The organism is Streptomyces sp. NRRL F-2580 (genome assembly GCF_000720115.1).
In the GTDB taxonomy this organism is placed as follows: Bacteria; Actinomycetota; Actinomycetes; order Streptomycetales; family Streptomycetaceae; genus Streptomyces.
In genome coordinates this window covers 187,429-200,150 of the sequence record NZ_JOIR01000005.1, presented here as the reverse complement: position 1 = coordinate 200,150, position 12,722 = coordinate 187,429, and the positions used below count along the sequence as shown (strand labels likewise).

Sequence of the window (12,722 nt, the reverse complement as noted above, 5' to 3'; positions counted from 1 at the left end):
CCGGAGGGGATGGATGGCCGGCGTTTGAGGCGGGGGTGCGGGGCGGAGCCCCAGCAGTGGCGGCGCCCGGTCAGACCACGTCGGCCTCGGCCGCCGCCAGTTCGGCCGAGATGTCGGCCGGGCGGCGCCAGCCGCGTTCGCCGCGGGCCAGCAGCCAGGCGGTGGCCTCCTGCGGCGGCATCGCGGCGGCGACCAGCCACCCCTGCACCGCGTCGCAGCCCAGGTCCCGCAGCCGCTCCCACGTCTCGTCGTCCTCCACGCCCTCGGCGACGACCAGCAGGCCGAGCGAGTGGGCGAGGTCCACGGTGCAGCGGACGATCTCCGCGTCCTGCGCGTCGACCGCCAGCCTGCCCACGAAGGAGCGGTCGATCTTCAGCTCGCTGACCGGCAGCCGCCGCAGGTGGACCAGCGAGGAGTAGCCCGTGCCGAAGTCGTCCAGGGACATCTTCACGCCGTGGCCGGTGAGCCCGGCCATGGTGTCGGCCGCCCGCTGGGGGTCCTCCAGCAGGACGTGTTCCGTTATCTCCAGCTGCAGCCCGCTCGCCGGGACCCCGTGCCGGGCCAGGCGCGCGGCCACCGCACCCGCGAAGCCCGGGGTGTGGACGTCGCGCGGCGAGACGTTGACGGCCACCGGGACCTTCAGTCCCTGGGCCCGCCACCGTGCCACCTGGGCGAGGGCCGTCTCCAGGACGTACTCCGTCAGGTGCGGCATCAGCCCGGAGGTCTCGGCGATCGCGATGAACTCGTCCGGGGACACCCGTCCGCGTTCCGGGTGGACCCAGCGGACCAGGGCTTCGAGCCCGGCCACCTGGCCGTCGAAGCGGACCTTCGGCTGGTAGTGGAGTTCCACTTCACCGGCGTCCAGGGCCCTGCGGAGGTCGCCGAGGAGGCCCAGGCGGTCGGGGGTGTTGCTGTCCCGCTTGGACTCGTACACCTCCACGCCCGTCCGGTCGCGCTTCGCCTGGTACATCGCCACGTCCGCGCGCCGCAGCAGCCCCTCCGCGTCCAGGGCGTGGTCGGGGAAGACGGCGAGGCCGGCGCTGGCCTCCAGGACGAGGGTGAGGCCGTCCAGGTCGAGCGGGGAGCTGAGCTCGGCGACCAGGTGGCGGGCGACGCGCTGGGCGCTGGTGGTGGAGTCGGTGACGGGGAGCAGCACGGCGAACTCGTCGCCGCCGAGCCGGGCCGCCTCGGCTTCCTCGGGCAGGGCCTGGCGCAGCCTGTCGGCGATCTGGAGCAGCAGCCGGTCGCCCGCCAGGTGGCCGAGGGTGTCGTTGACCGCCCGGAAGCGGTCCAGGTCGATCAGCACAAGAGCTGCCCGGGTGCCCAAACGTTCAGCCTCGTCCAGGGCGGACCAGGCGCGCTCCAGCAGCCACTGCCGGTTCGGCAGCCCGGTCAGCGGGTCCCGCAGCTGTTCCTCGGCGCGTGCCCGGGCGATCCACAGGGTGGAGTCCAGCGCGATCAGCGGTACGGCGAACAGCGGCAGCAGGACGGGCTGGGTGACCGCGACGACGCAGATCAGGGGGGCGATGCCGAGCAGCGCGACCGCGACTAAGACCTGCCGGAGCAGGGCGGTGCGGGCGACGGTGGGCAGGCCGCCGCCGCGCGGGGCGAGCGCCATCCAGAGCAGGACCCGGGTGACGAGCAGGTAGGCGACGGCGACGAGGACCACCTCGGGGACCGCCTCCAGCTCCCAGGTGGTGGGCAGCCAGGGGGTCTCGACGGAGGGTTCCACGCCGAAGGCGGCGAGTACGAGGGCCCCGGCGCCGATGCCGAGGATGTCCACGGAGCCGTGCAGCAGCCCCTGCCGCCAGCGGTGCCGGCGGGCGGCTCCGACCAGGGAGACGACGGCCAGCGAGACCAGGCCCGCGGGCACCCACCCGTAGAGGAGGAGCACGCCGAGGGTGAGCGCGGCGCCGGATCCGGTGCCGCCCCACCAGCGGTCCCTGCCCAGGGCGACCAGGTGGCCGACGATGATGCCGGTGAGCAGGGCCAGCGCCCAGCCGACCGTGCCGCCCGGGAACAGTGCGTGACGACCACTCAGCGCGGACACGATGCCGGCGCCGAGGACCACGACCGAGAGGCCCACGACCAGGAAGGGCAGCACGCCGCGCCGTTCCTGTCCGCCCGCGTCGGTGTCGATCGGTCGGGTCTCCGGTGTCCTGACACCCAGGACACCGAGCCTGCCCGCCCGCATGGACGGGACTTCCCCGCCGAATTCAGGTGACGGGTCGGCGCTTTCGGTGGGTTTCATGCCCGTACCTCTCACAGCCGGCGATGCCGATGTCACGCGATGGCCCCGATGTCATGCCACCACGGCCGGATCGCATCCTGCAGCCGTGCACGACAGGCGCACCCCTCAACAGTAGGACGCGCGAGGCTCCCAGGGGCAGCGGTCGGCAGTGGTTGCCCGAATGCGACCCAGCCATCCTCATCAGTACGGTATCCGCCGAACGGGTGAGTTTGGACCAGGACCCCCACGTCACCCATCCGATGATCCGACAGGTCACCGCCCTGCGACCAGCCTTGTACCAGCCGTTTACCACCGGCCGCTGCGCCTGGCGTACGCCCGCCCGTACGGCCGCACGCCACGCATCCGTTCGCCTTCGCTACTCCCCTTCGGCGATTCCCCTCACGGGTCCTTCCCGGTACTGCCCGGTACTACTCCCCTTCGCCCTCGCCGGCCACCGGGAGCGCGGCCTCCCGCGCCGCGTCCGGGCCCTGCTCCAGCAGCACGGCGAAACCGGCGTCGTCGAGGATGGACAGCTTCAACTGCACGGCCTTGTCGTACTTGGAGCCCGGGTTGTCGCCGACGACGACGAACGAGGTCTTCTTCGACACGGAGCCGGTGACCTTGGCGCCGCGGCTCTGCAGGGCCTCTTTCGCGCCGTCCCGCGTGTGGCTCTGCAAAGTGCCGGTGACGACGACGGTCAGCCCCTCCAGTGGGCGGGGCCCTTCCTCCTCGGCGGAACCTTCCTCCTCCATCCGCACCCCGGCCTCCCGCCACTTGCGCAGGATCTCCTGGTGCCAGTCGACGGCGAACCACTCCTTGAGGGAGGCGGCGATGATCGCCCCGACCCCGTCGGTGGCGGTCAGCTCCTCCTCGGTGGCCTGCTCGATGCGCTCGATGGAACGGAACTCGCGGGCGAGGGCCTCCGCCGCGACCGGGCCGACATGACGGATCGACAGACCGTTGATCACGCGGGCGAGCGGGCGCTCCTTGGCGGCGGCGATGTTCTCCAGCATCGCCAGGGCGTTCTTCTTCGGTTCGCCCTTCTGGTTGGCGAAGACCGTGACGATCTTCTCCTCGCCCGTCTTCGGGTCCCGCTTGGGCAGGCCGCTGTCCGGGTCCAGGACGTACGCCTTGATGGGCAGCAGCTGCTCGATGGTCAGGCCGAAGAGGTCGCCCTCGTCGAGCAGGGGCGGCTGCGCCGGCTCCAGCGGGGCGGTCAGCGCGGCCGCGGCCACCATGCCGAAGTTCTCGATGTCCAGGGACTGCCGGCCGCCCAGGTAGAAGAGCCGCTCGCGCAGCTGGGCGGGGCAGGTCTGGGCGTTGGGGCACCGGACGTCGATGTCCCCCTCCTTCATGGGCCGCAGCGCCGTCCCGCACGCGGGGCACTCGGCGGGCATCACGAACTCCCGCTCGCTGCCGTCCCGCAGGTCCACCACGGGCCCGAGGATCTCGGGGATGACGTCGCCGGCCTTGCGCAGGACGACCGTGTCCCCGATGAGCACGCCCTTGGCCTTGACGACCTCCTGGTTGTGCAGGGTGGCGAACTCGACCTCCGAGCCGGCCACCGTCACCGGCTCCACCTGCGCGTACGGGGTGACGCGCCCGGTGCGGCCGACGCCGACCTTGATGTCGATCAGCTTGGTGTTGACCTCTTCGGGGGCGTACTTCCAGGCGATCGCCCAGCGCGGGGCGCGCGCCGTGGAGCCCAGCCGGCCCTGGAGGGCGACCTCGTCGAGCTTGACGACCACGCCGTCGATCTCGTGCTCCACCGAGTGCCGGTTCACGCCGAAGTCCGCGATGAAGTCCCGGACCTCGGCGAGCGTGGCGACCACCTTGTTGTGCTGCGCGGTCGGCAGACCCCACTCGTGCAACAACTCGTACGCCTGCGACTGGCGCTCGATCTCGAAGCCCTCGCGGGCGCCGATGCCGTGCACGACCATGTGCAGCGGGCGGCTCGCGGTGACCTTGGGGTCCTTCTGCCGCAGCGAACCGGCCGCCGCGTTGCGCGGGTTGGCGAAGGGCTTGCCCTCCGCCTCCACGAGCCGCGCGTTGAGCTCCTCGAACTTCTCCATCGGGAAGTAGACCTCGCCGCGGATCTCGACCAGGGCCGGGATCCGGTCGCCCTTCAGCCGGTCCGGGATCTCGGCGATGGTGCGGACGTTGGGCGTGATGTCCTCACCGGTGCGGCCGTCGCCGCGGGTGGCGGCACGGGTGAGCCGGCCGTTCTCGTAGGTGAGGTTGACGGCGAGGCCGTCCACCTTCAGCTCGCACAGGTAGTGGTAGTCCGAGGTGTTCACGTCCCGGGCCACCCGCTCGGCCCAGGCGGCCAGTTCCTCGTCGTCGAAGGCGTTGTCGAGGGAGAGCATGCGCTCCCGGTGCTCGACGGAGGCAAAGTGCGTCTCGTACGCCCCGGCCACCTTCTGGGTGGGCGAGTCGGGCGTGCGCAGCTCCGGGTACTGCTCCTCCAGTGCCTCCAGCGAGCGCAGCAGCTTGTCGAACTCGGCGTCGCTGACGACCGGCTGGTCGTTCACGTAGTACCGGAAGCGGTGCTCCTCGATCTGCTCGGCGAGCAGCTGGTGCTGCTCACGCACCGCCGCCGGTACTGCCGTGTCCTGCTGTTCGGCTGCCATGCCGTGTCCTCCCGTGCCCCGTCTCGACCGTCACTCAGGGTTGTCGGCGAGCGACCTCGCCGCCCTGACGCAATGCGCCTGCACCGCGCGGGCGTAGGCGGGCGAGGCGCCCGCCAGACCGCACGACGGAGTGACCACGACGGACTCCGCGAGAGTCCCCGGGGCCAGCCCCAGCCTGCGCCAAAGCTTCCTGACACCCATGACGCTACCGGCAGGGTCCGACAACGGGCCGTCCGTGCCCGGCACCACTCCGGCGAAGAGTTTCGCACCGCCTTCGACGGCCTCCCCGATGGCGTCGTCCTCGCGCTCGGTGAGCAGCGAGAAATCGAACGACACGCCCGTGGCCCCGGCCCGCCGGAGCAGGCCGAAGGGGACCTCGGGGGCGCAGGAGTGCACGATCACGTCCCCGTCGTGCACGGCGAAGAGCTCGCGCAGCGTGCCCTCGACGACCTGCCGGTCGACGGCGCGGTAGGTGCGGTAGCCGCTCGCGGAGCGGACCCGGCCGAGCAGCACGGCCGTCAGGGACGGCTCGTCGAACTGGAGCACGATGTCCGCGCCGGGGATCCGCTTGCGCACGTCGGCCAGGTGGTCGCGCAGCCCCTCGGACAGCGATCCGGCCAGGTCCCGGCAGGCTCCCGCGTCCTGGATCATCGCCTCGCCGCCGTGCAGCTCCAGGGCGGCGGCCAGCGTCCACGGGCCGACCGCCTGGACCTTGACCTTCCCGGTGTACCCCTGGGTGAACTCCTCCAGGGCGTCGAGGTCCTCCCCGAGCCAGGACCGGGCCCGCTTCGAGTCCCGTCCGGGGCGGTCGCTGATCCGCCAGCCGCTGGGCTCGACGTGCGCGTACATGTCGACGAGCAGTCCGAGGGACCGGCCGATCATGTCGGCGCCGGGCCCGCGGGCGGGCAGCTCGGGGAGGTACGGGAACTCCTCGAAGGACCCGGTGACGGTCTTGGCGGCCTCGCGGGCGTCCCCGCCGGGCAGCGAACCGACGCCGGTGGCGCTCGCGGTCACCGGCCCGGCCTGACGCTCAGGTCGTTGACCTCGGCGTCGCGCGGCAGGTCGACGGCCATGACGATGGTGGTCGCCACCGACTCGGGGTCGATCCAGGCGGCGGGGTCGTACTCCTTGCCCTCCTGGGAGTGCACCTTGGCCTGCATGGGGCTGGCGGTCCGCCCCGGGTACACGGAGGTGACGCGGATCCCGTTGGCCTTCTCCTCCGCGCGCAGCGAGTCGGCGAGGGCCTTCAGCCCATGCTTGGAGGCGGCGTACGCGCTCCAGTCGGCGTGGGCGGTCAGGCCGGCGCCGGAGTTCACGAAGACGACGGTGGCCTTGGAGGCGCGCAGGGTGGGCAGGAGCAGCCGGGTGACCTCGGCGGGCGCGATCAGGTTGACGTTGAGCTGCTGGTGCCAGGTCTTGGGGCGCAGCTCCCCGACCGGTCCGAGGTCCACGATCCCGGCGACGTGCAGCAGGGAGTCGATGCGCTCGGGGATCGCCTGCTTGGAGAAGGCCCACGAGAGCCGCTCGGGGTCGGCGAGGTCGCCCACGAGGACGCGTGCCCCGGGGTACCGCTCGACGAGCTGCTTGCCGCGGGCGGCGTCGCGGGCGAGGAGGACGAGGTCGTCGCCACGGGCGTGCAGGCGGGCCGCGACGGCCGCGCCGATGCCGGATCCGGCACCGGTGATCATGTGAGTAGCCATACCGCCCATGCTCGCACCCCTGGGGCTGCCGTTACCCCGGAGGTCAGAGTCCCGCGGCCGCCGCGTGGGCGCGCTCGATCGCGGCTCGGGCGGCGGGGGCCTGCCGCGCGGTGAGGCACGCGACCTGGCTGAGCCCGGCCAGGGCGATGACCCCGGCCGGATCACCGTTCCTCGATCCGGTCCAGTACCGCAGCGCCTCGTCCCGTACCTCGGCCAGTGCGGCGGCCCGGTCCGGCACGGGCGGATCGAAGCGGCCGCCCGAGGCGCGGGTCTGCTCCCACCAGCGGTCCCCCCAGAATTCCACCGTCCAGCCCTCCCAGGCCGCGGCCGGGGTACGCACGTACTCGTGGGTGCCGCTGAGCCACCAGCCGACCCGCCGGTGCTCCGGATCGATGTGGATCCCGCCCTGGGCGTACGTCCGGTACGCCTCGTGCCGGGGGGCGTCGTCCAGCCGGCCGAGCAGGCCGGAGCCCCCGGCGACGGCGAGGTCGACGATGTCGGTGAGCACGTGACAGCGGTCCGCGCCGATGGTGACGACCGTCGTCGGCGGGTCCGCCAGGGTCAGGGTCCGGTCGTCCGGGCCGATGGCGGAGCCCTCGAAGGAGAAGATCGGGTGGCCGTGGTCTTCCACCGGCTCGCCGAGGTACCTCCGCAGGTCGGCCTGGCCGTCGTGGGCCCAGCGCACCTCCCAGCCGGGCCAGGCGTGACCCAGCATCGCGAGGAACGCGGCGCGGGTGCGCGACGAGGCGGCCGGGCCCTCGACCGCGAAGAACAGCAGGACCTTGCGGCCGGGGTCGGCCAGGACGCCCGACTGCACGAAGTCGTCCGCGCCCCAGTCCACAGGCGTACGGGTCCCGGCCTCCAGCAACGGGAGCAGGACGTCGGGGCCGGCCAGCAGGTCGAGGTCCAGGCAGATGGCCCCCCACTCGTCGGCGTGGCCGGTGTAGCCGTCGGGGCCGCCGAGGAGGTACGTGGCGTAGTCGCTCATGTCAGAGACCCGCGGCTTCGCGCAGGCGGGCGGCCGTCTTCGCGGCGTCGTATCCGGCGGGGACGCCCTCGACCAGGATGACCTCGCCCGCCATGTGGTCGGTGCGCAGCGGGAGGATGGCCTGGTAGGCGGGCCAGGCGTACCAGGCGCGGGCCTGCTCGATGTCCGGGAAGCCGACCATGACGACGGTCCCGGGGAAGGGACCCTCCAGGACCTCGACCTCCGCGCCGTGGACGAGGAACCGGCCGCCGAAGGGCGTCATGGTCGACTGGATCTCCTCGATGTAGCGGAGGACGTCCTCGTTCATCGTCTCGGGCCGTATGTGGGCGATGGCGTACGCGGTCATGGTCCGCTCCCCTCTCGACGGGCCCGCCGGTCCGGGCCGTTGGTCCGATCCTGTCAGGGGCGGGCCGGGGCGGCGATTACCTCCGGGGTCATGCCGCCGCGGGCTGGAAGGTGCGCCGGTAGGCGATCGGGGAGATGCCGAGGGCGGCACGCATGTGCTGGCGCAGGGAGTTGGCGGAGCCGAAGCCGGCGCGGTGGGCGACCAGGTCGACCGGCAGGTCGCTGGACTCCAGCAACTGGCGGGCCACTTCGAGGCGTTGGGCGGTGAGCCACTGCACCGGGGTCATGCCGACCTCGTCGCGGAAGCGCCGGGTGAAGGTGCGCAGGCTCATCCGGGCGTGGGCGGCCAGTTCGGCGAGGGTGACCGGTTCGGCGAGGCGTTCCAGGGCCCAGGCGCGGGTGGCGGTGGTGGTGGCCACGGTGGGTTCGGGGACGGGCCGGTCGATGTACTGGGCCTGCCCGCCGTCGCGCCAGGGCGGTACGACGCACATCCGGGCGGCCCGGTTGGTGATGGCCGCGCCGTGGTCGCGGCGGATCAGGTGCAGGCACAGGTCGACGCCGGCGGCGACCCCGGCGGAGGTGAGGACGTCGCCGTCGTCGACGAACAGGACGTCCTCGTCGACCCGGACGCGGGGGTAGGCCCGGCGGAACTCCGGTGCGAGGTTCCAGTGGGTGGTGGCGGGGCGCCCGTCGAGGAGGCCCGCGGCGGCCAGCACGTAGGAGCCGGAGCAGATGGAGACCAGGCGGGTGCCGGGGCGGATGCCGGCGATGGCGTCGGCGACGGCGGCCGGCAGCGGACCGCCGAGCGCCAGCTCGGGCATGGCGTGGGTGGGCGGGACGATCACCGTGTCGGCGGCGGCCAGGGCCTCGCCGCCGGCGGCGGGCTGGAGGGTGAAGCCGGAGTCGCTGAGCACGGGCCGGCCGTCGGCGGTGCAGACGACCACCTCGTACAGGGGCTCGCCGGCGTCGTCCACTGCCTGGCCGAAGACGCGGGAGGGGATGCCGAGCTCGAAGGGCGGGAAGCCCGGCAGGGCGAGCACCGCGACCAGGTGCCTGCCGTCCGGACCGCTCCCGGTCCGCCGGGTGGGTTCCGTGGGTTCCGCACGTTCCTCGCTCATGGCCAGATCCTGTCACATGGTGGCCGGACGGCCAACACCATGCGGACACGCGGTGCCCGAATCTGGACCACGTCGCCGGGAAACGGCCCGGAAATCGACGTACTGACCGTAAAGACACGGAATGAGGCAGACAGATATGCGCGCGATCGTCGTGAACGAGTGGGGCGGCCCCGAGACCCTGGTCGAGCGGGAGATCGAGCGGCCGGAGCCCGGCCTCGGCGAGGTCCTGGTCCGCGTCCACGCGGCCGGCGTCAACCCGGTCGACTGGAAGACCCGGGCCAGCGGGGCCCTGATCGCCTGGGGCGAGACCCCTGTCGTCGGCTGGGACGTCTCGGGCACCGTCGAGGCGGTCGGCCCCGGCACGACCCTCTACGCCCCGGGCGACGAGGTGTACGGGATGCCGCTGTTCCCGCGGCAGGCCGGCGGGTACGCCGAATACGTGACCGCCCCCGCCCGGCACTTCGCCCGCAAGCCCGCCTCCCTCGACCACGTGCAGGCGGCCGCGCTGCCGCTGGCGGCGCTGACCGCCTGGCAGGCACTGGTGGACACGGCCGGTGTCACGGCCGGGCAGCGGGTGCTGGTGCACGCGGCGGCCGGCGGGGTCGGGCACCTGGCGGTGCAGATCGCCAAGGCCCGCGGCGCGTACGTGATCGGCACGGCGAGCGCGGGCAAGCACGCGCTGCTGCGCGAGCTCGGCGCCGACGAGGTGATCGACTACCGCACCACGGACTTCGAGGACGTCGTCTCCGGTGTGGACGTCGTGGTCGACGCCGTCGGCGGGGACTACACGCGGCGCTCCCTGAAGGTGCTCAAGCCGGGCGGACACCTGGTGACCCTGCCGGGCCCGGACGGCATCCCCGCCGACACGGAGGGCGTGCGCGCCTCCTGGGTCCTCGTGGAGCCCGACCTGCAGGGCCTGCGGGAGATCGCGGCCCTGGCCGAGCAGGGCCTGCTGAGGCCGCTGGTCGACACGGTGCTGCCGCTGGAGCAGGCCGCGAAGGCCCACGAGATCGGCGAGCTGGGCCGCACCACCGGCAAGATCGTCCTGACGGTCGCCTGAGCGGCGCGGTCCACCGCGGGACGGCCCGGGGGCTGGGTCACGGCCTAACCCCCGGGCCGTCCGCGCAGGTGGCGCTGGAGCCGGGCGTGGCGGAACTGGTAGACGGCGCCGACCTGGCGCAGCACGCCGCGCCGGTAGGCGTCCTCGAGGAAGGCGACGGTCGCCCAGGGGAGGCGCCCGGTCAGCGGCAGCCAGATGCGGCCCAGCAGCACCCACTGGCCCCAGGCGGTGAACGCCAGGACGTAGGAGAGCGCTCCGGCCACCCCGCCCACGGCGCCGAGCGCGAGCCCGTCGGCCATCGGCCAGGTCAGGGGGCCGACGACGCCCTGGAGCAGCTCGGTCATGAGCCGGCCGCCGAAGGCGATCACCACGGTGAGCATCGGCGCGAGGAAGAGGGCCTGGCGCACCACGATGCTGCGGTTGACGGCCAGCAGGTCCGTCGGGGTGGCGGCGCGGCCGAGGTCGATGGGGGTCTCCAGGGTGGCCACGAGCCCGAGTACGAGCCCTCCCGCCAGGGCGAACGTGAGCCCGTACATCAGGCAGTTGACGGCCGTCGCCTCCAGCACCGCCGGGTTGGCCAGCACCCCGCCGTACGTCAACTGCGCGCTGACGGTGTAGGCGAGCCCGCACCCGAGGCCCATCACGAATCCGCCCAGCAGTCCGGCCGGGACGAGGGCGCCGACGCGGCGGGCGGACGGTCCGGCGGACGGCCGGCGGCGGCCCGGCAGCCGGATCCGCACCCGGGACGGCTCGAACGCCCGGATCCCGAGCACGGCCACGAGCCCGTGGACCAGCCCGAAGGCGAGGCCGACGGCGGGGCCGAACAGCAGCGCGTCCAGCAGGCCCGCGCCGAGCGCGAAGGCGGCGCCGCGGCCCGCCAGCAGGTTCTTCGCGGGGAAGACCAGCCAGTCGGCGACCGCGGTGACCAGGGAGCAGGCGAGGACGACGGCCAGGATCCGCGAGGCGAGCGGCAGTGACTCGCGCAGCTGCCACCAGGCCAGGTCCTGGCCCTCGCGCCGCCCGGGCCGGTCCAGGTGCCCGGCGAGGTGGCCCAGGTAGTGCCGGGCGCGCTGCGGGTCCCAGGTTCGGGTCCCGCGCGCACGGCGTGCGCCCGGGACGGCCGTGGGGGGCAAGCCGTAGACGCTCGGCACGAACCCGGCCAGCAGGTGCTCCTCGATGGCCCCCGGGGTCGGGAAGCGGTCGGAGTCCAGCAGGACGGCCGGGTCCTGGGCCGGGGTGTCGCTGTAGACGGTCCGGGCGAGCAGGACCATCAGCGGGGTGCGGAGCACGGCCGCGAGGCGGGCGCCGGGGGCGCCGTCCGGATCCGTGCGCAGCCGCTCCAGCACAGGCTCCCAGCCGGTGGCGGCCCGGCCGTCGCGGTCGGCCGGTGCGGTGGGGCGCGCGGTGCGGGGCAGGTAGTGGACCAAGTCGTCGGCGTCCAGGTCCAGCAGCTCGATGCCCGCGGTCCGGCGGAGCACCTCGACTCCCACGGCCTCGGCGAACTGCTCGGTGCGGCTGGTCAGGAGCAGCGGCAGCGCGCTGGTGTTGAGTTCGCGCAGGGCGACGCCGAGCAGCCCGGTGGCCATCTCGTCGAACCCGTCCAGCACCGGCAGGATCCATCCGGCGTCCACGAGGGCGGCGGCGAGGGTGGAGCCGCCGGGTGCGCTCGCGTCGAGGTTCGGGTGGTCGCGCAGCAGCCGGCCGATCAGCCAGTCGCGCAGGGTGGTGCCGGTCGGGTCCCACGATCCCATGCTGAAGACCACGGGCACGGGCTCGCCGGGGGTGCGGGCCCCCAGGTGGTCGAGGACGAACCGCAGCACGAGGACGGTCTTGCCGGAGCCGGCCCGGCCGAGCACCACCAGCCGGCCGGACCGGACGCGCCGGTAGACGTCGGCGATGTCGGTGAGGCCGCCGTCCAGGGCGGGCTGCCCGTCGGCGGTTCCGGGTGCTCCGGGGGCCTCTGAGGCCCCGGGGGGAGTACCGCTGATGTTGGCCCGGTGGTCGAGCAGTTCGGCGGGGGCGGAGCGCCAGCGCACGGGCAGCGGGAAGGGGTCGTGGACGCGGCGCTGCTCCTCCTCGCGGATGCAGCGGCCGTAGACGTCGTGGGCGAGCGCCTCGGCGACCGCGGCCAGGGCTCCCCGGGACGTCGGCAGCGTGCCGGGGCGCCCCGGCCGGGCCGGTACGGGAGCCGGTACGGGGGCGGGTGCGGGAGGCGGAGTCGCGCCGGCCGCGGGCGGCTCGCGTACGCCCTCCTCCGCGGCCTGCCCGGCGGCGGCCGCGTTGCCCCGGTGGGCGGCCAGCAGGTCCGTCCAGAGCTCGTCCCGGTCGCGCCGCAGCTCGTCGGCCAGTGCGTGCGCGACCTGCTTCACCGTTCCCATCCGGGCGTCGGTGGGTTTGCCAGTCTCCAGCCGGTGGATGGTCCGGACCCCGAGCCGGGACCGCTCGGCCAACTGCTCCTGCGTCATCCCCGCCTCGTGCCGCAACCCGCGGAGCAACGCACCGAACCGGCTGCTCACTTGTACGCCCTTTCCCCCGACGACGCTCCTGCCACCTGTGTCCGATGTCCTCCGGGATCCCGGTCAAACCACGGGGCACCACCGGCCGGCCACATATGGCCGGTTGCGGGCATGGTCCGCCGACCAGCACGAACA

At 73.6% G+C, this 12,722-nt stretch carries 9 protein-coding genes; 1 reads left to right on the top strand and 8 read right to left on the bottom strand.

Features of this window, described 5'->3' with window-relative positions:
- Nucleotides 1–70 precede the first annotated feature (70 nt).
- The 7 genes from IF88_RS0106970 to IF88_RS0106940 form a co-directional block, all read right to left on the bottom strand.
- On the bottom strand, nucleotides 71–2,251 hold the full coding sequence (locus tag IF88_RS0106970; RefSeq protein ID WP_324617187.1) for a bifunctional diguanylate cyclase/phosphodiesterase: 2,181 nt from the start codon (nucleotides 2,249–2,251) through the stop codon (nucleotides 71–73).
- Nucleotides 2,252–2,658: 407 nt separating this feature from the next.
- Nucleotides 2,659–4,860 (bottom strand): NAD-dependent DNA ligase LigA, encoded by a 2,202-nt coding sequence (gene ligA, locus IF88_RS0106965; RefSeq protein WP_030708344.1) that lies wholly within the window; start codon nucleotides 4,858–4,860, stop codon nucleotides 2,659–2,661.
- Nucleotides 4,861–4,890: 30 nt separating this feature from the next.
- Complete coding sequence (locus IF88_RS0106960; protein WP_030708342.1) at nucleotides 4,891–5,874, bottom strand: methionine synthase; 984 nt, start codon at nucleotides 5,872–5,874, stop codon at nucleotides 4,891–4,893.
- On the bottom strand, nucleotides 5,871–6,560 hold the full coding sequence (locus tag IF88_RS0106955; RefSeq protein WP_078892747.1) for an SDR family oxidoreductase: 690 nt from the start codon (nucleotides 6,558–6,560) through the stop codon (nucleotides 5,871–5,873). Before IF88_RS0106955 ends, IF88_RS0106960 begins: the two co-directional genes overlap by 4 nt.
- Nucleotides 6,561–6,603: 43 nt before the next feature.
- Complete coding sequence (locus IF88_RS0106950) at nucleotides 6,604–7,548, bottom strand: hypothetical protein (protein WP_030708338.1); 945 nt, start codon at nucleotides 7,546–7,548, stop codon at nucleotides 6,604–6,606.
- A gap of 1 nt (nucleotide 7,549) precedes the next feature.
- Nucleotides 7,550–7,894: a DUF1330 domain-containing protein gene (locus IF88_RS0106945; RefSeq protein WP_030708337.1), complete on the bottom strand. Its 345-nt coding sequence runs from the start codon at nucleotides 7,892–7,894 to the stop codon at nucleotides 7,550–7,552.
- Nucleotides 7,895–7,982: 88 nt separating this feature from the next.
- Nucleotides 7,983–9,011, bottom strand: coding sequence for a GlxA family transcriptional regulator (locus IF88_RS0106940; RefSeq protein ID WP_030708336.1), 1,029 nt, complete (start codon nucleotides 9,009–9,011; stop codon nucleotides 7,983–7,985).
- Nucleotides 9,012–9,147: 136 nt separating this feature from the next.
- Here IF88_RS0106940 and IF88_RS0106935 point away from each other — a divergent pair, with 136 nt between their 5' ends.
- Complete coding sequence (locus IF88_RS0106935; protein ID WP_030708334.1) at nucleotides 9,148–10,071, top strand: NADP-dependent oxidoreductase; 924 nt, start codon at nucleotides 9,148–9,150, stop codon at nucleotides 10,069–10,071.
- A 44-nt stretch (nucleotides 10,072–10,115) separates the two neighbouring features.
- Here IF88_RS0106935 and IF88_RS0106930 read toward each other — a convergent pair whose 3' ends face one another.
- Nucleotides 10,116–12,587 (bottom strand): helix-turn-helix transcriptional regulator, encoded by a 2,472-nt coding sequence (locus tag IF88_RS0106930; protein ID WP_030708332.1) that lies wholly within the window; start codon nucleotides 12,585–12,587, stop codon nucleotides 10,116–10,118.
- Nucleotides 12,588–12,722 lie beyond the last annotated feature (135 nt).

Excerpts from the sequence above, each read along its gene's own strand:
- IF88_RS0106945 (WP_030708337.1), bottom strand. The coding sequence starts at position 7,894 with ATGACCGCGTACGCCATCGCCCACATACGGCCCGAGACGATGAACGAG.
- ligA (WP_030708344.1), bottom strand. The coding sequence starts at position 4,860 with ATGGCAGCCGAACAGCAGGACACGGCAGTACCGGCGGCGGTGCGTGAG.
- IF88_RS0106950 (WP_030708338.1), bottom strand. The coding sequence starts at position 7,548 with ATGAGCGACTACGCCACGTACCTCCTCGGCGGCCCCGACGGCTACACC.
- IF88_RS0106955 (WP_078892747.1), bottom strand. The coding sequence starts at position 6,560 with ATGGCTACTCACATGATCACCGGTGCCGGATCCGGCATCGGCGCGGCC.
- IF88_RS0106970 (WP_324617187.1), bottom strand. The coding sequence starts at position 2,251 with ATGAAACCCACCGAAAGCGCCGACCCGTCACCTGAATTCGGCGGGGAA.
- IF88_RS0106935 (WP_030708334.1), top strand. The coding sequence starts at position 9,148 with ATGCGCGCGATCGTCGTGAACGAGTGGGGCGGCCCCGAGACCCTGGTC.
- IF88_RS0106940 (WP_030708336.1), bottom strand. The coding sequence starts at position 9,011 with ATGAGCGAGGAACGTGCGGAACCCACGGAACCCACCCGGCGGACCGGG.